Annotated in this window: 22 protein-coding genes and 2 tRNA genes; 16 read left to right on the top strand and 8 right to left on the bottom strand. The window is 64.1% G+C overall.

The window, feature by feature from the left end:
* The 4 genes from A5634_RS03410 to A5634_RS03425 form a co-directional block, all read right to left on the bottom strand.
* Positions 1–1,339, bottom strand: a 1,339-nt coding sequence (locus A5634_RS03410; RefSeq protein WP_253861466.1) for a carboxyl transferase domain-containing protein, incomplete at its 3' end; no start/stop codon positions are given.
* Positions 1,336–1,983 (bottom strand): 3-oxoacid CoA-transferase subunit B, encoded by a 648-nt coding sequence (locus A5634_RS03415; RefSeq protein WP_065142683.1) that lies wholly within the window; start codon positions 1,981–1,983, stop codon positions 1,336–1,338. The genes A5634_RS03410 and A5634_RS03415, both read right to left, overlap by 4 nt.
* Before the next feature lie 64 nt (positions 1,984–2,047).
* Positions 2,048–2,791, bottom strand: coding sequence for a CoA transferase subunit A (locus tag A5634_RS03420; protein ID WP_065142684.1), 744 nt, complete (start codon positions 2,789–2,791; stop codon positions 2,048–2,050).
* Positions 2,792–2,894: 103 nt separating this feature from the next.
* Positions 2,895–4,517, bottom strand: a complete 1,623-nt coding sequence (locus tag A5634_RS03425) for an AMP-binding protein (protein ID WP_065142685.1) — start codon at positions 4,515–4,517, stop codon at positions 2,895–2,897.
* A gap of 66 nt (positions 4,518–4,583) precedes the next feature.
* Here A5634_RS03425 and A5634_RS03430 point away from each other — a divergent pair, with 66 nt between their 5' ends.
* Positions 4,584–5,225, top strand: coding sequence for an SACE_7040 family transcriptional regulator (locus tag A5634_RS03430; RefSeq protein ID WP_065142686.1), 642 nt, complete (start codon positions 4,584–4,586; stop codon positions 5,223–5,225).
* A 118-nt stretch (positions 5,226–5,343) separates the two neighbouring features.
* Positions 5,344–6,114 carry an MmpS family transport accessory protein gene (locus tag A5634_RS03435; protein ID WP_065142705.1) on the top strand — a complete coding sequence of 257 codons (771 nt, stop codon included), beginning with the start codon at positions 5,344–5,346 and terminating at the stop codon, positions 6,112–6,114.
* Here A5634_RS03435 and A5634_RS03440 read toward each other — a convergent pair.
* Positions 6,111–7,499 (bottom strand): MFS transporter, encoded by a 1,389-nt coding sequence (locus A5634_RS03440; RefSeq protein WP_081290168.1) that lies wholly within the window; start codon positions 7,497–7,499, stop codon positions 6,111–6,113. The genes A5634_RS03435 and A5634_RS03440 overlap by 4 nt on opposite strands.
* A gap of 52 nt (positions 7,500–7,551) precedes the next feature.
* Here A5634_RS03440 and cmrA point away from each other — a divergent pair, with 52 nt between their 5' ends.
* Positions 7,552–8,358 (top strand): mycolate reductase, encoded by an 807-nt coding sequence (gene cmrA / locus A5634_RS03445; protein WP_065142687.1) that lies wholly within the window; start codon positions 7,552–7,554, stop codon positions 8,356–8,358.
* A 3-nt stretch (positions 8,359–8,361) separates the two neighbouring features.
* Here cmrA and A5634_RS03450 read toward each other — a convergent pair whose 3' ends face one another.
* Positions 8,362–9,915 carry a helicase HerA-like domain-containing protein gene (locus tag A5634_RS03450; protein ID WP_065142688.1) on the bottom strand — a complete coding sequence of 518 codons (1,554 nt, stop codon included), beginning with the start codon at positions 9,913–9,915 and terminating at the stop codon, positions 8,362–8,364.
* Positions 9,916–10,012: 97 nt separating this feature from the next.
* On the opposite strand from A5634_RS03450, the gene orn reads away from it, so the two are divergent.
* On the top strand, positions 10,013–10,660 hold the full coding sequence (gene orn / locus A5634_RS03455) for an oligoribonuclease (protein WP_065142689.1): 648 nt from the start codon (positions 10,013–10,015) through the stop codon (positions 10,658–10,660).
* A 53-nt stretch (positions 10,661–10,713) separates the two neighbouring features.
* Positions 10,714–10,789 (top strand) — tRNA-His (locus A5634_RS03460).
* Positions 10,790–10,853: 64 nt separating this feature from the next.
* Here A5634_RS03460 and A5634_RS03465 read toward each other — a convergent pair.
* Positions 10,854–11,456, bottom strand: a complete 603-nt coding sequence (locus A5634_RS03465) for a TetR/AcrR family transcriptional regulator (RefSeq protein ID WP_065142690.1) — start codon at positions 11,454–11,456, stop codon at positions 10,854–10,856.
* 313 nt (positions 11,457–11,769) lie between these two features.
* Between A5634_RS03465 and A5634_RS03470 the strand changes: the two genes are divergently transcribed.
* The 10 genes from A5634_RS03470 to A5634_RS03515 are packed head-to-tail and all read left to right on the top strand — an operon-like array spanning position 11,770 to position 22,311.
* Positions 11,770–12,639 carry an MlaE family ABC transporter permease gene (locus A5634_RS03470; RefSeq protein ID WP_065142691.1) on the top strand — a complete coding sequence of 290 codons (870 nt, stop codon included), beginning with the start codon at positions 11,770–11,772 and terminating at the stop codon, positions 12,637–12,639.
* 1 nt (position 12,640) lies between these two features.
* Positions 12,641–13,504, top strand: a complete 864-nt coding sequence (locus A5634_RS03475) for an MlaE family ABC transporter permease (RefSeq protein ID WP_065142692.1) — start codon at positions 12,641–12,643, stop codon at positions 13,502–13,504.
* A complete protein-coding gene (locus tag A5634_RS03480; RefSeq protein WP_253861467.1) occupies positions 13,497–15,062 on the top strand; it encodes an MlaD family protein in 1,566 nt (521 codons plus the stop codon). Before A5634_RS03475 ends, A5634_RS03480 begins: the two co-directional genes overlap by 8 nt.
* Entirely contained in the window at positions 15,063–16,118 is a 1,056-nt protein-coding gene (locus tag A5634_RS03485) for an MCE family protein (RefSeq protein ID WP_065142693.1), read from the top strand.
* 5 nt (positions 16,119–16,123) lie between these two features.
* Positions 16,124–17,167 (top strand): MlaD family protein, encoded by a 1,044-nt coding sequence (locus tag A5634_RS03490; RefSeq protein ID WP_065142694.1) that lies wholly within the window; start codon positions 16,124–16,126, stop codon positions 17,165–17,167.
* The gene (locus tag A5634_RS03495; protein ID WP_065142695.1) at positions 17,164–18,270 is read left to right on the top strand and encodes an MCE family protein; all 1,107 of its coding nucleotides are present in this window, start codon (positions 17,164–17,166) and stop codon (positions 18,268–18,270) included. The genes A5634_RS03490 and A5634_RS03495 overlap by 4 nt, the downstream gene beginning before the upstream one ends.
* An 8-nt stretch (positions 18,271–18,278) precedes the next feature.
* Complete coding sequence (locus A5634_RS03500; protein WP_065142696.1) at positions 18,279–19,511, top strand: MlaD family protein; 1,233 nt, start codon at positions 18,279–18,281, stop codon at positions 19,509–19,511.
* The gene (locus A5634_RS03505) at positions 19,508–20,758 is read left to right on the top strand and encodes an MlaD family protein (RefSeq protein ID WP_065142697.1); all 1,251 of its coding nucleotides are present in this window, start codon (positions 19,508–19,510) and stop codon (positions 20,756–20,758) included. Before A5634_RS03500 ends, A5634_RS03505 begins: the two co-directional genes overlap by 4 nt.
* A gap of 24 nt (positions 20,759–20,782) precedes the next feature.
* Positions 20,783–21,499 carry a hypothetical protein gene (locus A5634_RS03510; protein ID WP_065142698.1) on the top strand — a complete coding sequence of 239 codons (717 nt, stop codon included), beginning with the start codon at positions 20,783–20,785 and terminating at the stop codon, positions 21,497–21,499.
* A gap of 17 nt (positions 21,500–21,516) precedes the next feature.
* Entirely contained in the window at positions 21,517–22,311 is a 795-nt protein-coding gene (locus A5634_RS03515) for a mannan-binding family protein (protein WP_081290169.1), read from the top strand.
* A 16-nt stretch (positions 22,312–22,327) separates the two neighbouring features.
* On the opposite strand, the gene A5634_RS03520 is transcribed toward A5634_RS03515, so the two are convergent.
* Positions 22,328–23,527, bottom strand: coding sequence for a L,D-transpeptidase (locus A5634_RS03520; RefSeq protein ID WP_065142708.1), 1,200 nt, complete (start codon positions 23,525–23,527; stop codon positions 22,328–22,330).
* A gap of 185 nt (positions 23,528–23,712) precedes the next feature.
* Here A5634_RS03520 and A5634_RS03525 point away from each other — a divergent pair.
* A tRNA-Lys gene (locus A5634_RS03525) sits at positions 23,713–23,788 on the top strand.
* Positions 23,789–23,801: the final 13 nt, after the last annotated feature.

Here is a 23,801-nt window from a genome sequence, read left to right on the forward strand (position 1 = left end):
GGATGTGGCCCAACGCGCGGATCTCGGTGATGGGTGGTGAGCAGGCCGCGTCGGTACTGGCCACGGTGCGCGGCGAGTAGGCGCGCCCGCACATTGAATAGTTGCCTGCGCCATAGGATCCGCCGATCACGACGGTGAGCTTCGGGACCCGGGCGCAGGCCACCGCGGTGACCATCTTGGCGCCGTGTTTGGCGATGCCGCCGGCCTCGTAGTCCCGGCCCACCATGAAGCCCGCGATGTTCTGCAGGAACAGCAGCGGGATCTTGCGCTTGTCGCAGAGTTCGATGAAATGCGCTCCCTTGACGGCGGATTCGCCGAACAGGACACCGTTGTTGGCGATGATGCCCACCGGGTGACCGTGGATGCGCGCGAACGCCGTCACCAGCGTCTTGCCGTAATTGGCCTTGAACTCGCTAAATTGGCCGCCGTCAACCAACCGCACCAAGACTTCGTGGACGTCGTAGGGCACCCGTGGATCGGGCGGCACGACGTCGTAGAGCTCGGTTTGAGCGTGTTTCGGCGATACCGATGAGTTGATGTCCCATTGAGCGGGTTCGCGTGGCCCGAACGTGGCCGCGATCGAACGGACGATGCGCAGCGCGTCCTCGTCATCCTCGGCCAGATGGTCGGTGACGCCGGATACCCGCGAGTGCAGATCGCCCCCGCCGAGCTCCTCTGCGGTGACGATCTCACCGGTGGCGGCCTTCACCAGGGGCGGCCCGCCGAGGAAGATGGTGCCTTGTTCACGGACGATGACGGCTTCGTCGCTCATCGCCGGCACGTAGGCACCGCCTGCCGTACAGGAGCCGAGCACCGCCGCCACCTGTGGAATTCCCTTGGCGCTCATGGTCGCCTGGTTGTAGAAGATCCGCCCGAAGTGTTCGCGGTCGGGGAACACCTCGTCCTGGCGAGGTAGGAAGGCGCCGCCGGAGTCGACCAGGTAGATGCACGGCAACAGGTTCTGCAGTGCGATCTCTTGGGCGCGCAGGTGCTTCTTCACCGTCATCGGGTAGTAGGTGCCGCCCTTAACCGTCGCATCGTTGGCGACGATTACGCATTCGCGCCCGGACACCCGGCCGATCCCGGTGATGATTCCGGCGCCGGGCGATTCGTCGCCGTACATGCCGTTGGCGGCCAGCGCGGCGAGTTCCAAAAACGGGCTACCCGGGTCGAGTAGCCGGTCAACCCGTTCGCGGGGCAGCAACTTGCCACGGCTGACGTGACGTTCGCGGGCGCGTTCGTTGCCGCCGAGGGCGGCAGCGGCCAGCTTCTCGTTGAGTTCGGTGACCAGCCGGCGGTGCTCGTCGGCGAACGTCGGGGCCGCGGTTGCAGTCGTCATTTCGCCGCCAAGTCCGAAATCGCCAGTGGCGGCTGAGTTTTCGCTACGACTTCTTCGACCGAGACGTCGGGTGCGGTTTCGATCAGGTGCAGACCGTCGTCCCGGACGTCAATCACCGCGAGTTCGGTGACGATCCGGTTGACGCATCCCACTCCGGTCAGCGGCAACGTGCAGCGCTCCAGGATTTTCGGGCTGCCGTCTTTGGCGGCGTGCTCCATCATCACGATCACCTTGCGGGCACCGTGCACCAAATCCATTGCGCCGCCCATGCCTTTGACCATCTTGCCCGGGATCATCCAGTTGGCTAGATCGCCGGTGACCGAAACCTGCATGGCCCCAAGCACTGCCACGTCCAGATGCCCGCCCCTGATGATGCCGAACGAAGACGACGAGCCGAAGAACGAGGCACCCGGCAGCGTGGTGACGGTCTCCTTGCCGGCATTGATCAGATCGGCGTCGACGTCCTCACGCCGCGGATACGGGCCCACGCCCAGGATGCCGTTCTCCGAGTGCAAGACGACGTGGACGCCCTCGGGTATGTGGTTGGGAATGAGGGTGGGCATTCCGATGCCGAGGTTGACGTACTGGCCGTCTTCGAATTCGGCGGCCACTCGCGCGGCCATGCCGTGCCTGCTCCAGGTCATTTGGCACCCCCCACAGCTGCGCCGAGCGTGAAGCCAGTTTCACGTTCGGCGCACACAGATTGGCTCACCGCACCGTCTCCTTCTCAATCCGCTTCTCCGGATCAGGCACATGCACGACCCGCTGCACGAACACACCCGGGGTGTGGACGGTGGCGGGATCGATCTCGCCTGGCTCGACGAGGTGTTCGACCTCGGCGATGGTGATCCGCCCGGCCGGTGCGCATTCCGGGTTGAAGTTGCCGGCGGCGTACCGATACACCAAGTTGCCGTGCCGGTCGCCCTTCCAGGCGTGCACCAGCGCGAAGTCCGTGCGGATTCCACGCTCGAGAACGTAGGTGACGCCGTCGAACTCACGGGTCTCCTTGGGCGGAGACACGACCGCCACCTCGCCGGAGGCGTCGTAGCGCCAGGGCAACCCGCCGTCGGCAATCTGGGTACCGACCCCGGCCGGGGTATAAAAGCCAGGGATCCCCATGCCGCCGGCGCGCAACCGCTCGGCCAAGGTGCCCTGCGGGGTCAGTTCGACCTCGAGTTCGCCCGACAGGAACTGCCGCGCGAACTCTTTGTTCTCGCCCACATAGGAAGAAATGGTTCGGCGAATCCGCTTGTGCGCCAATAGCACTCCCAAGCCGATGCCGTCGACACCGCAATTGTTGGACACCGTCTCCAGATCGGTCACCCCACGCTCGGCTATCGCCGCGATCAACGCCTCGGGGATGCCGCAGAGTCCAAATCCACCGACGGCCAGCGACGAGCCATCGGGTATGTCCGCGACCGCCTCCGCAGCGGTCGCCACCACCTTGTCCATTTGCCGCAGGCCTTCCGATTTCAGTTAATAATCATTAACTAAGTTAGTGAGAATACCATTCCCCTCGTGGCGCGTCCAGCGAGGGGTGGGCGCCTAGCAGGGACTATTGCAGACCGCCCAGATACTCGATGGCCTGCCCGCGCATCTCGCCTTTGCGGACCTTGCCGGTGACCGTCATCGGGAACTCGTCGACCACCCACAGATATCGCGGAATTTTGAACCGGGCGATACGGCCCGTACAGAATTCCCGCAGCCCGGCGATAGTTAGCTCCGCGGCTCCATCGCGCAGCTTGACCACCGCCATCAATTCCTCCCCGTAGCGCTCGTCGGGCACCCCGATGACGTGGCCGTCGAGGATGTCGGGATGGGTGTAGAGGAATTCCTCGATCTCGCGCGGCGAGATGTTCTCGCCGCCACGAACAACGATGTCCTTGATTCGTCCGGTGATTTGGACGTAACCGTCGGCATCCATCGACGCCAGGTCACCGGTGTGCATCCACCCGTCGTCGTCGATTACTTCGGCGGTCTTCGCGGGTTCGTTCCAGTAGCCCGCCATCACCGAGTAGCCGCGCGTGCAGATTTCGCCGTCCACACCGCGGGGTACCGTCTGACCGGTCTGCGGGTCCACGACTTTGACTTCCAGATGTGGCCCCACCCGGCCGACGGTACCGACGCGCCGTTCCAACGAATCGTCGGTGCGGGTCTGGGTGGAGACGGGGGCTGTTTCGGTCATTCCGTAGCAGATCGTTACCCCCGGCATGTGCATGCGCTCGATCACTTCGCGCATCACCTGTACCGGGCAAGGGGAGCCCGCCATGATGCCGGTCCGCAGGCTGTCCAACCGGTAGTCGTCGAAGTCCGACAGGCCGAGCTCGGCAATGAACATCGTTGGCACGCCGTAAAGGCTGGTGCAGCGCTGATCCTGCACCGCCTGCAACGTCGCGGCAGGGTCGAAAGCCGGAGCCGGGATCACCATGCACGCGCCATGGCTGGTCGCCGACAGGTTGCCCATCACCATGCCGAAACAGTGATAGAAGGGCACCGGGATGCAAATGCGGTCACGCTCGGTGTACTCGAGCAACTCACCGACGAGATAACCGTTGTTGAGGATGTTGCGATGGCTCAACGTGACGCCCTTCGGGTGTCCCGTTGTGCCCGAAGTGTATTGGATGTTGACCGGATCGTCGGGCGTCAACTCCGCGGCCGCCGCCGCCAGTGCGGGCAGGTCGACGTCAGCCCCAGCCAGCTGCCTGAAGCGATCGCTGCCCATGATCACCACGTCGCGAAGATCGGGACAGCCGGGCGACACCTCTGTCAGCATCGAGGCGTAGTCCGCGTCTTTGAAACCCGGTGCGGCGATCACCATCGCGGCGCCGGATTGCCGTAAGGCATAGTCCAATTCGCGGATGCGGTAGGCCGGATTGACACTGACCAGGATCGCGCCGATTTCGGCGGTGGCGTACTGGACGAGCACCCATTCCCAGCGGTTTGGGGCCCAGATCCCGACCCGGTCACCCTTCGTTATGCCGGCCGCAAGCAGACCGGTCGCCAGTCGGCGGACATCGTTAAGGAGCTCGGTATAACTCCACCGGCGTCCCGCGGCGACGTCGACGAGCGCCTCGTGCTCCGCGAATGTTGTTGCGGTACTTGCCAGGTTGGCACCGATGGTCGTCTCGAGCAACGGTGGCGTGCTCGGACCGCGTTCATAGGAAAGCGGAGTTGTCACGGTTCCTCCGGGAGGCGAGTGGATGCTACGTTAGTGACGATTAACCGACATGTCCAGGAGGCCGTCATGGCATCGTCCGCGCCGGACGACGCGCCCGGGCAGCCGGATGCGCCAAATCGCCGCAGCCAGTTGAAGTCCGACCGGCGCCAGCAGTTGCTATCGGCCGCCGAACGACTCTTCGCCGAACGCGGCTTCCTCGCGGTGCGCTTGGAGGACATCGGCGCCGCGGCCGGGGTCAGCGGTCCCGCGATTTATCGGCACTTTCCCAACAAAGAGTCGCTGCTGGTCGAATTGCTGGTCGGCATCAGCGCCGGACTGCTCGCCGGTGCGCGGGCCGTGATCGACCGAGAAGCCGAAACTGCCGCGGCCCTGGACGGCCTGATCGATTTTCACCTCGACTTCGCGCTCGGTGAACCCGACCTGATCCGGATCCAAGATCGTGATCTTGCGCACTTGCCGATTGCCGCCGAGCGGCAGGTGCGCAAGGCCCAGCGCCAATACGTGGAGATCTGGGTGGGGGTGTTGCGCGAGTTGAACGCCGACCTGGCCGAGGCTGACGCCCGATTGATGGCGCACGCCGCGTTCGGCCTGTTGAACTCCACCCCACACAGCCTGAAATCGGCGGATGCCAAACCCGCGCGGGCGGTTCGGTCGCGCGCGGTGATGCGGGCGATGACGATCGCCGCGCTCACCGCCGCCGGTCCCTAACTGTCCCGAGGCGACTAGCCAGGTCCGCGAATCGAACCGCACTGCGAAACCAGGCGCCCAAACTCGCAGTGCGGTTCGGCTCGCGGGAAATCGCGCCCAGGTACCCTGCGAAGTGGACATGAACGATCCACGTCGCCCCCAGCATTTCGGTCCCCCGCAACAGGGGTCTGGTTCGACGTGGTCGCAGGAGCCCATCGACTACCCGGCCTATGCCGACGAGATGCCCTATGCCACCTACGGTGGCGGCGGGTCCCCGTGGGCACCCGGCTCATATCAAGCCAACCCGACCCAACAGTTGCCGCCACAGTATTGGCAGCAGGATGGCGCACCCAAGGACGAGCATTCGCCCGACGGTCCGCGGCCCACCGGGTCGCCACGGTGGCTGTGGATCGTGGCCGGTGCGTCGGTACTGCTCGTGATCGGGCTGGTCGTCGCGCTCGTCATCGTCAACGGGTCGCGCAGACAGCAGACCGCCATCGAGCCGCTGCCAACGCTGCCCAGCCCCACCGTCGTACCTCCGACCACCAGGTCGACGTATCCGCCGACCACCACCCGCAGACCGCCGCGCACCACGACTACGCCCGGGACCACACCGCCCTCGGGGGTGCCGAGCGTGCCAGGTGCGATGCAGAGCGTCGTCTACAGCGTCTCCGGAGAGGGACGTGCCATCAGCGTCATGTACATGGACGCCGGCGACATGATCCAGACCGAGTTCAACGTGGTGCTGCCGTGGAGCAAGCAGGTCAGCCTGTCGACGTCGGCGGCACATCCCGCCAGCGTCACGATCGTCAACATCGGCCACGAAATAACGTGTTCGGTGTCGGTGGCCGGCGTTCAGGTGCGACAGCGCACCGGCCAGGGAATAACCATCTGCGACGCGCCGCGCTAGCTCGATTCGGTTCGCGGCACGCGCACGATCAATAGCACCATCAGTCCTGCCAGCAGCACCACGAATATGCCTCCAAACCCGGCCCGGTCCGCCTTGAACACATCGACGAAGACGGAAAACAACCACGGCGCCAAGAACGCCGCCGCGCGGCCCGTCATCGTGTACAGGCCAAAGGCCATACCCTCCTTGCCGTGTCCCGCCATCCGCAATAGCAGCGCGCGTGCGGAGGACTGGGCCGGCCCGATGAACAGACACAACGACAGCCCGCACAACCAGAAGGCCAGCGGGCCCGACAGCAGCAGCATCGCCAGTGCGGCAGCGAGGATGGCGACCAGGGAAGCGATGATGACCGGTTTGGAGCCGATGCGGTGGTCTGCAAAACCACCCACCACGGCGCCGAGTGCGGCCACCACCAACGCGGCCACACCGAAAATCATCACGTCGCCTCTGGCGAGCTCGTACACCTTGACGCCCAGCACCGGGCCGAAGGCGAACACCGCCGCCAAGCCGTCGCGAAACAGCGCGCTGGCCACCAGGAAGTACACGAGATTGCGATCCCGGCGCCACTCCGAGGTGATGTCGGCCCAGAGCCTTCGATATCCGCCGAACAGGCCGGCGCCCGGGCGAGTTGTCGCGTCGGCGTCGGGCAGCCGATGCGCGGCGAACAGCAGTGGCGTGGCCAGGATTGCCATCCACGCCGCGGCCAGCAGCATCGCCGCGCGCACGTTGACCCCGTCCGCCGTCGGTAAGTGCAACAGGCCGCGCTCGGGCCCGTCACCGAACATGAAGCCCAGGTAGACCATGACCATCAGCACGACGGTGCCGACATATCCCGCCGCATAGCCGAAGCCCGAGATGCGGCCGGCAGTCAACGGCGTCGACAACTGACGCAACATCGCGTTGTACGGGACGCTGGCCAGATCGCCGCATGCCGCGGTTGCCGCCAGCAGCACCAGCCCGGCGAAGAAGTACCTTGCATCATCGCGAATCAGGGACATCGAGCAGGTCAGCGCCACCGCCAGTCCGGTCAGCAGGCCCAGCGCGACGCGGCGTCGGTGCGGTGGTTCCACCCAAACCCCCACCAATGGCGCCATCAGCGCAACCGTCGCTCCGGCCACGGCCCCGGTACGCGCCAGCCAACTCAGCGGTGAGGCGCCCAGCGGTGTGCCGACTCCGACGCTGTCGGTCAGGTACACGGAAAACACGAAGGTTGCCGTAATTGCGCTCAGTCCAGTTTGGCCGCAGTCCCACAACGCCCAAGCCACGATCCGGGATCTGGCAGGGGTTTTGGGGACGGTGAGCTGGGGAGCGGCCTGCGATACGGCCGGACTCGGGCTCTGGACCGATAGCGGATCCCCGGTATGCGTGTCCTCGGGGTCGCCCATGCATCGAACTCTATTGCTATCGGTCTCGGCACGCTTGTCTACGATCGTCGTCATGCCGATACCCGCTCCCAGCCCGGACGCGCGCGCCGTTGTCACCGGGGCTTCGCAGAACATCGGCGAGGCGCTGGCCACCGAACTGGCCGCGCGCGGTCACAGTCTGATCATCACCGCACGACGCGAAGAGCTGCTCACCAAACTGGCCGCCCGGCTGGTGGACAAATATCGCGTCGCGGTGGAGGTACGACCGGCCGATCTCGCCGACCCGTCCGAACGCGCCGCACTCTGCGAGGAACTGGCCGCGCGGCCGATCTCGATCCTGTGCGCCAACGCCGGCACCGCCACATTCGGTGCGGTAGCCGACCTTGAGCCGGCCGGCGAGCAGGCTCAGGTGCAGTTGAATGCCGTTGCGGTGCACGACCTTACGCTGGCGGTGCTACCGGGCATGATTCAGCGCCAGGCCGGCGGCATCCTGATTTCCGGTTCCGCGGCGGGGAATTCGCCTATTCCGTACAACGCCACCTACGCGGCCACCAAAGCCTTCGCGAACACGTTCAGCGAATCGCTGCGCGGTGAAGTCCGCAAATCCGGGGTGCACGTCACGCTGCTGGCACCCGGGCCGGTACGCACCGATCTGCCCGAAGGCGACGAACGCTCACTGGTGGAAAAGCTCGTACCCGACTTTTTGTGGATCTCGACCGAGCACACCGCCCAAGTTTCGCTGGATGCGTTGGAACGCAACAAGATGCGCATCGTTCCGGGCGTGACTTCCAAGGCGATGTCGGTGGCGAGCGGATACGCTCCGCGGGCCATCGTGGCACCGATCGTGGGTGCGTTCTACAAGAAGCTCGGTGGCGGGTAGCGACTACCTGCGACGACGACGCCCGGACCCGAAGATACTGCGTACCGTTTCACGAATCGCCGTGTTGATGCCGCTGCGCACCGTCGGATTCTTCAGCACTTCCTCCCACACCGCGGGCCCCTTGGGTTCGGCAGGCGCCGGCATCGGTGGCACCTCGAAATCCGTTGGCAGCGGCGGATAGTCAGGGCCGGAAGCAGCCGGAGGTTGGCTCGCCGGGCTCGTCGGAGGTTCCCGCTGCTCGAGGGTTTGTCCGTACTTCTGCTGCAACGGGCTGGCTTTGGCTGCCGCCGCGACCGCGTCGGTGCCGATGGCCGCCATCAGCGAGCGCGGTACCCGCATGCGCGTCCACGCGACCGGCGTCGGTGCGCCCTTCTCCGACAACACCGTGACCACGGCTTCGCCAATTCCCAGCGACGTCAACGCCGACTCCAGGTCGTACACATCGGTTTTGGGGTAGGTGCGTACGGTCTTGCTCAGCGCCTTCTGGTCGTCGGGGGTGAAAGCCCGCAAGGCGTGTTGGACGCGAGCACCGAGTTGGGAGAGCACGTCATTCGGCAGATCCGTCGGCAGCTGAGTGCAGAAGAACACGCCAACGCCTTTGGAACGGATCAGCTTTACCGTCTGCTCGACTTGTTCGAGGAAGGCCTTCGAAGCGTCGGCGAACAGCAAGTGCGCCTCGTCGAAGAAGAACACCAGCTTGGGCTTGTCCACATCGCCGATCTCGGGCAGTTGGGTGAAAAGGTCTGCGAGCAACCACATCAGGAAGGTCGAGAAGATGACCGGCCGCAACGACTGCCCAGTGAATTCGAGCAGCGAGATTATGCCCCGTCCTTGGTCATTGGCGCGTAGCAGGTCATTCGGATCCAGCTTCGGCTCACCGAAGAACGTCTCACCGCCTTCTCCAGCCAAATTCACCAGCGCTCGCAGGATGACGCCGGCCGTGGTGGACGACACCCCACCCAGGGATTTGAGGTCGGCCTTGCCTTCCTCGCTGGTCAGGTGGCTGATGACGTTCCGCAGATTGTCCAGGGTGACCAACGGACGGTCGTTCTCTTTGGCCCAGTGGAAGATCAACCCCAACGTCGACTCTTGAGTCGCGTTGAGCCCCAGTACTTTTGATAACAGAACGGGTCCGAAACTAGCAACGGTGGCGCGCACCGGCACCCCGATGCCGTCGGTGCCCAGCGATAAGAACTCCACCGGGAACCCCGCCGGCTCCCAATCGTCACCCGTGTCCTTGGCACGAGCGGCGGTCTTGTCGTTGCCCTCTCCCGGGCGAGACAGACCGGACAGGTCGCCCTTCACGTCGGCCATGAACACCGGCACACCCGCCGCGCTGAGCTGCTCGGCGATCAGCTGCAGCGTCTTGGTCTTGCCGGTGCCGGTGGCGCCGGCGACCAGGCCGTGCCGGTTGATGGTGGCCAGCGGGATGCGGATCTGCGCGGACGGGTCGGCCTCGCCGTCGACGACGACCGTGCCCAATTCCAGTGCCTGGCCTTCGACGGCATAACCCGCCGAGATGCGCTTCGCGGGCCCTGCCTCTGATTCGGTGCTCATCGATGCCCCTCGCTGTCTGGCAAATCATCACCCTACTTGTCTGGGCCGGGCAGGGTCAGGGCCGACCTGGGCGGCATGTGGGCTTAGTGTGAGCGCTGTGCGCGACGAATTGGTGTGGATCGACTGCGAGATGACCGGGTTGGATCTGGGCTCGGACAAACTGATCGAAATCGCCGCCCTGGTCACCGACGCGGATCTGAACATCCTTGGTGACGGCATCGACGTGGTGATTCACGCCGATGACGCCGCGTTGTCCTCGATGATCGACGTCGTCAAGGAAATGCACGCGCGTTCGGGACTGACGAACGAGGTCAGGGCGTCGGCCGTCGACATCGCTACCGCAGAGGCGATGGTGCTCGATTACATCGGTAAGCATGTCAAAGCGCCCAAGACCGCGCCGCTGGCGGGCAATTCGATCGCCACCGACCGGTCCTTCATCGCACGGGACATGCCGTCGCTGGACTCCTTTCTGCACTATCGGATGATCGACGTCAGCTCGATCAAGGAACTGTGCCGCCGCTGGTATCCGCGCATCTACTTCGGACAGCCCCCCAAGGGGCTCGCACACCGCGCCCTGGCCGACATTCACGAGTCCATCCGCGAACTGCAGTACTACCGGCGCACCGCGTTCGTGCCGCCGCCAGGGCCCGCTACCAGCGAAATTGCGGCCGTCGTCGCCGATCTTCAAGGCGAGACCGGCGCACCGGACTCAATGGATTCGGCCGACGAGCGGTCGAGCGGCTAATATCGACGTCGCCGCTCCGTAGCCCGCTTTATCGAGGCTGTCCGGCGGCCATGGTGGCTGTAGTTCAGTTGGTAGAGCACCAGGTTGTGATCCTGGATGTCGCGGGTTCGAGCCCCGTCAGCCACCCCAGCAGGTCAGAGCGCCGTTGCGGCGCTCTGACCTTTTTACTTTCAGCCGCGCAAACGCTCGATGCTCAGTTGAATCCGGCAAGGGTGATCCGCAGCGCATCCTCCATCTGGACATGCATCGGCTCGGCCGGACCGGTGTCCGCGGTGAGCCAACGATCGATGACGAATTTGACTGTGGCCAAGCTGGTATAGACCAGCAGCGACGGTCGCACGTCGACAGCGGGATCGACTCCCATCCGTGCTGCGACGTGCTCGACGAACTTGTGCTGGTCCTCGCCGCGGATCAGGCTGGACTTACTCAACAGGTGCGGGGCCGTGGCGATCGCGCGCTGCCAGGTGTCGAGGTACTCAAGTTCCCCGGCGTCTTTGGCGTAGGTGACGAAGAGCTGGATCAGCACCTCGACGGCCGATTCGCCGGCTGGCCGCGCGCTGAACGAATCGAGCATCTCGCTGATCGTCTCCCGGACGGGATCAACCAGCAGACCTTCTTTGGTCGGCGCATGGCGGAAGTAGGTGCTGACTGAAATACCGGCGGCCGCAGCGATGTCTTCGGTCGTCACGGCGTCGAAGCCGTGCTCGGCGAAAAGTTGGTAGGCGGTGTGCTGGATCTGAGAAAGCAGCTCAGCGCGTCGTCGGTCCCGCAACGACTCGGTGTTTGCTGGGGGCATGCCGCACCTTCGTGAGTCTGACACTCCAACACGATCGTGCAGTCCCGCAACGTGGAAGCGCCGGTCGCCGGTGAGTGACTCTACACTATTGAAAGTGCCTATCAAATGGGCTAGCGTGATACCGTAAATTCGATTGAGCTGTAGAGTTGCGGGACTACGGGCATCTTTCACAGTAGGCGCCCCTCCTCGTACGCGACCCCCTTCTGCTCCGCACTCAGGGATCGACTGGTGGGGAGAGCGCCGATGAACACGGCTTCGGGTACGCGATGATCCGTGCTGTGAGTTTGCTCCGCCGGCTTTCGGTCTTGCTCAAATGACCACCAAACACGAACCCGATCTGCGCACCGATCACCCCGATGACGGCGTCCTTGCCATCCGGGACTGGGGCGTCGGATACGTCGACCGGCACCCGATGGCCTCGTTGCGGACCGTCGGAGAACAGTTCGTGCTCGGCGTACGCACCGTCCAATATTTCTTCATCGACCTTTTCACCGGTCGGTTCCAATGGCAGGAATTCGTCCGCCAGGGCGCCTTCATGGCGGGCACCGCCGTGCTGCCCACGATCCTGGTATCCCTGCCGATCAGCGTCACCTTGTCGATTCAGTTCGCCTTGCTCGCCGGCCAGGTCGGCGCCACGTCGCTTGCCGGCGCGGCCAGCGGGCTCGCCGTCATCCGGCAGGGCGCTTCGTTGGTGGCGGCCGTGCTGATGGCGGCCGCAGTCGGTTCGGCGATCACCGCTGATCTGGGTTCGCGGACCATGCGCGAAGAGACCGACGCCATGGAGGTCATGGGCGTGTCGGTGATTCGCCGCCTCGTCGTGCCGCGTTTCGCCGCCGCGATCATGATCGGTGTCGCGCTCACCGGCGTCGTGTGCTTCGTCGGTTTCTTCGCCAGCTACATGTTCAACGTGTATTTCCAGAACGGTGCGCCTGGCAGCTTCGTGTCCACGTTCGCGTCCTTCGCCACCCCTGGCGACATGATTCTGGCGCTGCTCAAGGCGATCATTTTCGGCGCCATCGTCGCCATCGTCTCCAGTCAGAAAGGGCTGTCCACCAAGGGCGGACCGACCGGTGTCGCCAACTCGGTGAATGCGGCTGTGGTGGAATCGATCCTGCTGTTGATGATCGTCAACGTCGCCATCAGCCAGCTCTACATCATGTTGGTGCCCAGGACGGGGCTGTGACGTGGCGGCTTCCCCCTACTTGCCGCTGGCGTCCGTTACCGCGCCCCTTCTTCGGCTTTACCGACGCGGTATCGAGCCGATCGCTCGGCTCGGTCACATGCTGGTCTTCTTCGTCCGGGCCCTGGTGGCCGTACCGCTCACCATGCGCCAGTACAACGGCGAGTTCCTGCGTCTGCTGTCCAATATCACCTGGGGCAACGGGTCGATCGTGGTCGGTGGCGGCACCGCCGGCGTCGCCGCCGTCCTGGGTGTCACCGTCGGAGCGCTCGTAGGCATCGAGGGCTACAACTTTCTGGACCTGCTCGGCCTTGGTCCCGCAACAGGTTTCGTCTCGTCGTTGGTCAACACCCGAGAACTGGCTCCGTTGATGGCCGCGATGGCATTCGCGATGCAGGGCGGTTGCCGCTTCACCGCCCAGCTAGGGTCGATGCGCATCGCCGAGGAGATCGATGCGCTGGAATCCATTGCGATCCGGCCTATTCCGTACTTGGTGACCACCCGGTTGATCGCCTCGGTGATGGCGATGATCCCGCTGTACGCCGCGTGCCTGGCGATCGGCTACCTGACCACTCAGGCAGTGGTACAGATCAGCAGCGGCGGATCATCCGGGTCCTATCTGCATTACTTCTCGTTGATGCTGGCCGGGCAGGACATCATTTATTCACTGTTCAAGGCAATCATTTTCGTGTGGATCGCCTCGACCATCCAGTGCTACTACGGCTTCTACGCCAGCGGCGGTCCAGAGGGCGTCGGCGTTGCCGCGGGGCACGGCATGCGGGCCAGCATCACCGTCATGATCATGGTCAACATGCTGCTCACCATGGCGCTGTGGGGCGTCGACTCCGGCGCAAGGTTTGGTGGGTAGGTTGCGCGGCCAGGCCAACTCTTTCGACGTCGACGGACGCGGCCCGTCGGACCGGCAGTTGCTCGGCTGTGGCGTAGCGGTCGTCCTGGTTGCAGCGCTGCTCACCGTGGGTCTGTTGTTCAAGTCGACGGGTCGGCTCAACGACTACGTGCGCGTGGTCGCCGATCTGGTCAATGTGGGCGACGGCCTCCCGCAGAAATCGGATGTCAAGTACCACGGGGTGCTGGTCGGGATGGTCGACGACGTGGTGCCGGCGGCCAACGGAAAGCCGAACTACGTTCACATCGATCTGAAACCCGAGTACGCCAAGTCGATTCCGGCCGCGGTGACCGCCCGGGTGGTGCCCAGCAACGTCTTTGCCGTGTCCTCGGTTCAGTTGGTGGGCAACGGTGTAGGACCAATGATCAGCGCTGGTACGCACATTCAAGAGGACAAGGCACTGCCGACGGTGCTGTTTCAAACCACGGTCAGCAAGCTGCGGGATCTACTTTCCGCCGCCGGCCGGGGCCGCGAGGACAGCTCGGTGGGCATTCTGGCAGCGTTGGGAGCCGCCACAGACCACCGCCGCACCGCGCTGCTCGACAGCGCGGGCCAGCTGAATCGCCTTATCGACCAACTCGATTCGATCGTAAGCACCGACACGGGACCTTCCACGGTATCGGCGCTCATCGAAGCGACGCATGGATTGCAGGCCACCGCGCCGGACCTGCTCGATGCGCTGCATGAAGCGGTCATCCCGATGCAGACCTTTGCCGAGACGCGCGGACAACTGACTTCGCTGTTATCGAGCGCCCAATACACCGTGGACACCACGCATCGATCATTCGGCAATCACATGGATCAGCTCATCAGGATCTCCTCCGAACTCACCCCGGTACTCGGTGTACTGGCCATCAGGTCGAACAACTTCCTGCCGGCAGTGACCAAACTGGACAACCTAGCCACCAAGTTCATGCAAGAGGTCTGGTCGCCTGAGAACGGGACCGGACACATGCGCGCCAGGCTCTCGTTCACCCAGACCTTTGCCTACACCCGTGCCGACTGCCCGCGGTATGGCGAGTTGAAGGGGCCGAGCTGTTACACCGCGCCGCTGGTTCCGAACAAACCCGCGCTGCCCGATGTGCTTCTGCCGCAGAACTATCACCCGCCGGCGTCCCTGGCGCCACCACCGGGGACGGTCATCGGCCCCGACGGCAACCTGGTGGCGGTCGGCCCGCCGCTGGTCAACCCACCGCCGAATCTGACAGACCCCAATCCCCCACTGCCGCCGTTCATTTCGCCGTCGCCGCCGATCCGTACCGGGGCCAACCCGGACGACCCGGACCCGTCGCCGCCCGCGCACGGACCGACGTCGCCGGCGCCATTGCTGGGACCGCCGGCCCCGGGCTCGGTGCCTTCTTCGTTCGGCGGGAATGTCGGGCCGGTCGGCAGCGACTACGAGCGGACCATGCTGGGCGTGATCACCGGCCGGCCCGCCACGGCGGCCACGGAAATCCTGCTCGGCCCGGTGGCACGCGGCACCACGGTGTCGGTGGCTGCGGGTGAAGGGGGGGCCTAGGTGAAGTTTCGCGGTCCGCTAATCGGCTTGAGCCTCTTCATGATCACCGCGTTGACGTTGACCTGGCTGGTGTTTGTGAGTCTGCGTCGTGACGTCGGCGGGAGCACCGCGTCCTACGCGGCGATGTTCACCGACGTGTACGGGCTTCGCGAGGGTGACGACGTCCGGATGGCCGGGGTGCGCGTCGGGCGGGTCGAAAAGGTCGAGCTGTCAGGCAAACTCGCGAGGGTCTCGTTCGTGGTACAGACCGAACAGCACTTGTTCGGCAACACCGTCGCGTCGGTGACCTACCAGAACATCGTCGGGCAGCGTTACCTCGGGCTCTCGCTGGGCAAGCAGGGCAGCCAAACTCGACTGCCGCCCGGCAGCGTCATTCCCACCGAGCGCACCGAGCCGTCCTTCGACGTCACGGCGCTGCTCAATGGTTATGAGCCACTGTTCAGCCTGCTCAACCCCCGCGATGCCGACAACCTCACCAAGGGTGTCATCGAATCGCTGCAGGGCGACACCGCCTCGCTGACTACCCTGATCAGTCAAACGTCCACGCTCACCGAAAGTTTCGCGGGGCGAGACCAGGCTCTCGGCGATGTGATCACCAACCTGAACAAAGTGGTCATCAATCTCGCCGCACAGAACGACAACCTCGACGGCGTCCTGACGCAGACCCGTGACGTGGTCGCCGCTTTCGATCAGCGTCGTCCGGAGTTGGTGTCGTCGGTGGGCGCGATGTCGCGGATGCTGACCCACCTGTCGGCCGCGGCCCGCGAAGACTATCCGGCACTTCGCGAATTCATCGATCGCCAGCCAGGTGTCACCCGGCACCTGCTCGAAGTCGAACCCCAGGTGGCGTTCTTCGGCGACAACGTGCCGTTGTTGCTGAAAGGCCTCGCCCGCGTTGGTAACCAGGGCGCCTACGGCAACGCATACGCCTGCAACATCAACCTCTTCGGCTTCTTCCCCGGCCTCAACGACGTGGTACCGATCATCGTCAACGCCGCCACACCAGGCGGCAAGGCAAAGCACACCCCCCGCTGCAGAAACGTGGGAGGACCCTGATCCGAATGACTGTCACATCTATCCGGCGAGTGAAGAAGCGTCCGCTGGAGTCCTACAGCAAGGCCTGGCTGGGGTTCAGCGCCTGCGCCGTGGTGGCGGTGCTGATCGGCGCCATGCTGCTGGTGCACGCATTCGGCGCCGGCTATCGGCACTACACCGCCGAATTCCTCCAGGCGGCATCGCTGCGTCCCGGTAATCCGATCACCGTGGCGGGCATACCGGTTGGCGAGGTCACCAGCATGAGACTGGTCGGCGACCACGTGGAGGCGGGACTGAAAGTTCGAGAGGACGTCGCGCTCGGCAAGGACTCGACGGCCTCGATCAGGGTCACCACGATCCTGGGTTCGCGCTATCTCGCGTTGGAGCCCAACGGCTCGGGATCGTTGGCCCACAACACGTTCGACCTGGCACACACCGAGGTTCCCTACGACCTGCAGGCCGCGTTGCATGACGCCACAACGACTTTCGAACAAGTCGACTCGGACCGTTTCGCCGCGTCGTTGGCCGTGCTTGGCAAGCAACTCGAGGGGCTTCCCGCGGTCGTGCCGCAGGCGATGGCCAACATCAACTCACTGTCGTCGATCATCGGAACGCGCCGTGACCAACTGGGTCAGTTGCTCAAGAGCACCGAAGAGGTCACCAACACACTGCGCCGCCAACAAGCCAATATCGGCAATGTGGTCAACCAGGCACAAGACCTGCTCGGCCAGTTCGCCGCCCGTCGCGCAGTCTTTCACGCAATGATGCGATCGCTGACCAGCTTCGTGGAGACGATGAACCAGATCGTGGTCAACGACCGGTCCGGTGTCGAGGCGTTGATCAGGGACATCCATGAGTTCACCGACATCGCGGCGAAACACGATGATCTGCTGGGCAATCTGCTGCAGATCACACCGGTATTCGTTCGCGAAGCGACTAATTTGACCGGTGACGCCAACGCGGTGAGTTTCAACCTGCCCAGCTCACTGCTCATCGATTCGTGGATGTGCGCGATCAGTGGCCGCGCTCAGCAGTTCGGGATGATCCCGTATTACAAGGACTGCAAATGAGGGGGCCGGTCATTGCCGTGGTCGCGATCGTGGCAGCGGTCGTCGCGGCGGTCGGCGGTGGGTGGTGGTATCTGTCGGGCCAGAAGGAGCCGATCACCATCACCGCTCAATTCGACAGCGCCTCTGGCTTATACGAGGGCAATGTGGTGGCGGTGTTGGGCATGCCGGTGGGCAAGGTCACCAAGATCAGTCCCAGGGGCAGCTATGTCGAGGTCCAGTTCACGGTCGACCGTGACGTCAAGATCCCGGCCAATGCCCAAGCCGTCACAGTCTCAACCTCGATCTTGACCGACCGCCAGATCGAACTCACGCCGCCGTACCGCGGCGGCGCGGTATTGCAGAACCACGACACCATCGGCCTGACGCGCACCAAGACGCCCGTCGAGTTCAGCCGGGTGCTGGCGGTTCTCGACAAGGTCACCAAGTCGCTGCAGGGTGACGGCCACGGCAATGGACCGCTCGCCGATGTGATCAATGGCGGTGCCCGGGTGGTCGACGGCAATGGCGGGAAAATCAAAGGGGCCCTTGACCAATTGTCCACGGCCTTGCGGCTGAGCAGCGACGGTGGCGCCCAGAGTCGCCAGCAGATAACCACGATCATCAAGAACATCAGTTCGCTGTTCGAGGCCGCCGCCGCCAACGACACCAAGCTGCGCGAATTCGCTTCTACCATCCACCAGGTCAGCGAGATTCTGGCCGACGAGGATATCGGTAGCGGCAGCACCGGCAGGAAGCTCGACCAACTCGTACAGCGGGCCGGGGACCTGCTCGACGCGAATCGCGACACCCTTCGCAAGGCCCTGTTGAGCGGCAACACCAGCGTCAAGACGCTGGTCGACAACCGTCGTGAACTCACCGAAACCCTCGACCTGGCACCACTGTTGGCCGACAACGCTTACAACATCGTGGACCGGGAGAACGGTGCCGTGCGCGCGCACTTCCTGACCGACCGAATGATTTTCGACAGCCAGCTGACCAAAGAGATCTGCAACATGATGGGTCTGCGCCAACTCGGGTGCAGCACCGGGACCGTGCAAGACTTCGGGCCCGACTTCGGACTGACGTACGTACTGGACGGCCTAGCGGCAATGGGTCAGCGATAGTGCCGACAATGACGGACGCTCGGGGCAAAGCTGCCGCCGCACTCGCGGCCGCGGCCATCCTCACGTCCGGCTGCTCCACGAATGGGCTTGCCAGCCTTCCCCTTCCGGCCCCTGGCATGGGTTCGGGTGGCTACGAGCTGACCGCGATCTTTGCCAACGCGCTCAATCTACCGATGAACGCCAAGGTGAAGCTGGCCGGTGCCGACGTGGGCCAGGTCGAAGCGATGGTCGCGCACAACTACACCGCGGTCACCACCCTGCGCATCCGCGACGGTGTGCTGCTGCCCAAAGGAAGCACCGCGGAACTGCGCACCGCCACCCCACTCGGTGACGTGTTCGTGTCCGTCCGCCCACCCGCCGAAATCTCGCCCAGTACACCGATGTTGAGGAACTGCGACACCATAGATCTGGAGTCCACGGCCGCGGCCGCGACCGTCGAGTCGGTGCTGAGCTCGGCCGCGATCTTGGTCAACGGCGGCGCCGTACGCAACTTCACCAACATCATCAGCGGCTTCGGCAGGGCCACCGGCGATCAGGGTCAGGCCTTCGGCGACCTGATCCGTAAGTCCAACCAGCTGCTGGGCACGATGGATGCCCGGTCCGACCAGATTTCCAACGCCTTAACCGAAATGTCGCGTCTGGCTGAACAACTCGATACCAAAAACCAGACCCTCAACGAATTGATGGTGGCGGCCAGACCGGCGACCAGCGCGTTGGCCGCCAACACCACCGAACTGTCCAATCTGGTGATACAAGTAGGCGAAACCAGCAGAATGCTGTCCCGCTTCCCCTCGCTAGGAGGGACCGACACCAGCGGCAGGAGTGTGATTCGCGACCTGAACACCGTCGCCGCCGCGGCCAACGACATAGCGGTCAGCCCCGACACCAGCTGGCTCCCCCTGAACCGGATGATGGGTCCCCTCATCAAATTAACTGCGGGAAGCGCGATTTCGGTAGACGCGAGCGTCGATCAACTGATCTTAGGAGCGATTCCCGACATCGGATTCCCCGGCGACAGAGGACTGCACGGACCCTCGAGATTCACCTGGAATGAGTTTGTCGGTTCGCTGAAGTACATGCTGTGGCGTTTGCAGGAACGCGTCGTCGGGCGGGGACCGAACTCTCCGCAGGTGCCGGTGATACCCGATCCAAACGTCCCAGGCGGCATCCTCATCGCGCCCGGCCAGCCTGCCCCGGGACCCCAGATACCCGGTCCCCTTACGCCGGGACCACCGCCATGATCCAGTCAACATCCGACCGTCTTGTCCGTGCGGTGCGCAGCGCTCACCGCCACCAGGTCTGGCTCTCGGTGGCCGGGCTGGTCCTTACACTGGTCGTTGCGACCGCCTACTTGCTGATCGGCGCGCTTCGCGTGACACCGTTTGCGTCGTCCTACCGAGTCACCGTGCGTCTCACCGAATCCGGTGGCCTGCTGCCAAATCAGGACGTCGCCCTGCGGGGCGTGCGGGTCGGCAGCGTCGAGTCACTGCAGATCACCGAACGCGGCGTGAACGCCATTGCCAATATCTCGTCGAAGGTGAAGATCCCGGCATCGAGCGTCGCGCACGTGTCCGCACTGTCGCCCGCGGGTGAGCAGTTCATCAATTTCGAAGCCGACTCCGATGGCGGACCGTATTTGCACGACGGCAGCGTCATCGGACTTGACCGCACCTCGGTTCCGGTGAGCTTGGCCGAATTGCTCGGTGACGCCGACGGAATGCTGGCGCAGGTCGATCCGGGCAAGATTGAGCTGATCAAAAAAGAGCTCAGCATGGGCAAGGACGGGCCGCGCAAACTGGCCGCCATTGTCGACGGCGGCACGTTCTTGCTTTCGACGCTCGATTCGGTGCTGCCGCAAACCACCAGCATCATTCGAAACAGCAGAGTGGTGATGACCCTGGCGGCCGACAAGAATGCCGGCCTGGCCGCCGCGACCGTCGACCTCAATCGAACTTTGGCCGGCATCGCTCGGATGCAGGGCGGCTATCGGCGGCTGACAGCACAGACCCCGCAAGCACTTTCGGCCATCGACAACATGTTCACCGACAATTCCGACACCATGGTGGAACTGCTGGGCAGCCTGGCCACCGCGTCGCAGCTACTGTATCTGCGGGTACCGGCGCTCAATGCCCTGTTCCCGGATTACCGCGGTTCGGCGCTCGACGCGGTAGCCAGTGCGTTTCACGACCACGGCGTGTGGGCGACCGCTGAGCTCTACCCCCGCTACGCATGCGACTACGGGACACCGTCGCATCCGCCGTCTGAAGCCGACTACTACGAACCCTTCATGTACACCTATTGCCGCGACGACGACCCCGGATTCGGGATCCGGGGCGCCAAGAATGCCCCACGTCCGGCCGGCGACGACACCGCCGGGCCGCCGCCCGGCGCGGACCTGGGCCGTCGCACCGATCCGACACCGCGGGGGCGGTTCACGATTCCGACCCCCTACGGCGGTCCGAGCCTGCCGATCGAACCGCCACACTAAGCCACGCACGCCCAACGCAAGGAGATGATCGTGACCGCCACGACAGAGAAAGACGCCGACGCTGTAGTCGAAAAGCCGGACGCTGCAAACGAATCGGTAGAGGACGACGGCACCGAGGAAGACGGTTCCGGCGAGGAGGCGACCGTCGAGGAAGACGTCGACGAAGATGAGGCGACCAGCGAAGACGAGGACCAAGACGAGGGGCCGCTGCTGAGCAAGCGCACCAAGTCGAAAGGTGACAAAACCAAACGTTTCAAGAGACCGTGGCGTGAATACGTGCGTCGGGGCGCCATGCCGCTGTTACTTGCTGCCTCCCTTGCCCTTTCGGGTTATCTCGGCTGGCTGCAATGGCAGGCGCATCAGGTGAAAGTGGCCGGCCAGGAGGCCCAACAGGCTGCGGTCAAGTACGCCGGGGTCTTGACAAGCATCGACTCCAACAACGTCGACGAGAACTTCCGACAGGTCCTCGACGGCGCCACCGGCGAATTCAAGGACATGTACACCCAGTCCAGCGTCCAGCTTCGACAGCTGCTGATCGACAACAAGGCCACCGCACACGGCGTCGTGGTGGACTCCGCCATCGCCTCTGAGTCCACGAATAGGGTTGTCGTGCTGGTGTTTATCGACCAGACCGTAGCCAACATGGCGGTGCCCGACCCACGCATCGATCGCAGCAGGATCAAGATGACCATGGAAAAGGTCGACGGCCGCTGGCGGGCAAGCAAAGTCCAGCTGCTCTAAGCGATTCGGAGCCAACGGTGATCAGAAAATTCCTGGCGACATCCGTGTTGCTCGTCACGGCAGCTTTGCACGGGGCCCTATCGCAAACGGCCGGATGGAACACGGCAATAGCCCACGCGTCGGCCGAGTCGTTCTGCGGTGAACTCGGCGGCGGCTGGGACGGGCAATATTGCCACACCGCGGTGACCTCCGAACGTAACGCCGTTCGCGACATCAAAGTTGCCGTGCCACTGGATCTCGTCGACAACCCGACCACGGGGCCGGTGATCCGCGACTACCTGCGCACCCTGGTGGGCAACTGGCGAAACGCCAACGGACGCATGGTCGCCGACAGCTACGGCGAAGAGAACTATCAGGTCTTCCAGCACGGCAGTCTGCTCAGCGTGGTGTTTCACGAGGACTACCACGCCGATGGACCCAAGCCGAACAACGCCTACCGCACGTTCACCTTCGACATGGCAGGCGGCCGCCGCGTGCAGTTGGCGGACCTGACGAACGGCAATCCGCTGACCGTCATCCCGCCGCTGGCTCAACCTTTCGTCGAAACGGCACTAAACCAGGCCGCGCCGCCGCATGACCCGGGCACCTACCCGTTCGTCGTCGACCGCTGGACGCCCGACAAGGTGTACTCCGGTGCCTACCGAGCCTGGGCGCTGACGCCAGACGAGTTGATCCTCTACATGCCTGACTATCCGGTGGGACACGACGAGCCAATCGACTTCAACCCCGGCGCCCTGCAGTGGTACATGGACGGCGGCACGGCCGAGGCGCACATCCCGCTGGCTGCGCTGAGTTCGGTGTTGCGCGTCTAGCCGCCTGCGACGGCCGCTAGGCTTTGGCGTTACCGGCGCGCCACTGGTCCCACGGGATGTTCCAGTCGCCCAACCCATCGACGCCCGGCAACGTGCCACCCACGGTGTTCACCACTTCGACGATGTCGCCCCGCTTGACGTGGTCGTAGAACCACACCGCGTTGCTCGGGCTCACGTTCAGACACCCGTGGCTGGTGTTGGAGTGGCCTTGCGCACCTACCGACCACGGCGCGGAGTGCACGAAGATGCCGCTGTAGGAAATCTGCGTCGCCCAGTCCACATCGGTGCGATATCCGTTGGGCGAGTTGACCGGTACGCCATAGGTCGACGAATCCATGATGATGTGCTTGAACCGCGCCCCGACGGTGTAGATGCCGTTGTTCGTCGGGGTGCTGTCCTTGCCCATCGAGGTCGGCATGGTCTTGACGACCTCACCGTTGATCTTCACGGTGATGATCTTGGTGTTGTCGTCGGCGGTCGCGATCACCTCGTCACCGATGGTGAAGTGCATGTTGACGTTATCCTCGCCGAACATTCCTTCACCGAGGTCGACGCCGTAGGTGTTGACCGCTACGTCAACAGCCGTGCCCGGCTTCCAGAAATGTTCTGGGCGCCAGCGCACCTCGCGTCGGTTCAGCCAGTAGAACGCGCCCTCGACGGGCGGGTTGGTGGTGATCTTGATGGCCTTCTCGGCGGCTTCGCGGTCGGCGATGTTCTCGTCGAACCGGATTGCCACCGGCTGACCGACACCGACTACTTCACCGTCACCGGGGACGACGTAGGGCATGGTCAGGTGCGCCGGCGAACTCGTCTGGAAAGACATCTGCCGGCTCGCTGCGCCGCCTAGGCCGAGCGCCTTGACGTTCAGGGTGTAGCGCCGGTTGTAGCCGAGCTGATCCTTGGTCTGCCAGTGCAGGCCGTCAGGGCTGAGCTGACCGGCGATTTGCTTGCCGTTGTCGTTGACCAGGGAAACCGAGCCCAGCACGCCGTCGGCCACACTGACCGTCACCGGCGCGTCCACCGTCACACCCACCGCACCATCGGTGACCGACGCGGTGAGCTTGGGCACCAGCAAGTCGGCGAACGGCGTGCCCTTGTTCTCGATCACCTTGGCAGCGACCGGCGCGCTGGGACCTCCACCGCACGCAACACCGAACACAGCAACTAAGACCATGGCTGCGGCCAGCCACAATCGACGTCTGCGCAAAGGCGCCATCAAGTGACCTTCCAGATTCTGTTGGCGTATTCCGGTCACCGCTGACCCAGGATTGTTTCCATTATTGTAGTGCCTCGTCTCCGCTCCCCGTGGCAGACGGACGGATACACCTTAGAACGAACCACGGGATTTCACTCTGCGGGACTATGCCTGTTATTGTCGATAGCCGGTCTTAAGCCGAGCAAGCGCCGTTAGCTCAGTTGGTAGAGCAGCTGACTCTTAATCAGCGGGTCCGGGGTTCGAAACCCTGACGGCGCACCACCGTCCTTCTTCC

It is taken from the genome of Mycobacterium asiaticum, from assembly GCF_001673365.1.
Lineage (GTDB): Bacteria > Actinomycetota > Actinomycetes > Mycobacteriales > Mycobacteriaceae > Mycobacterium > Mycobacterium asiaticum_A.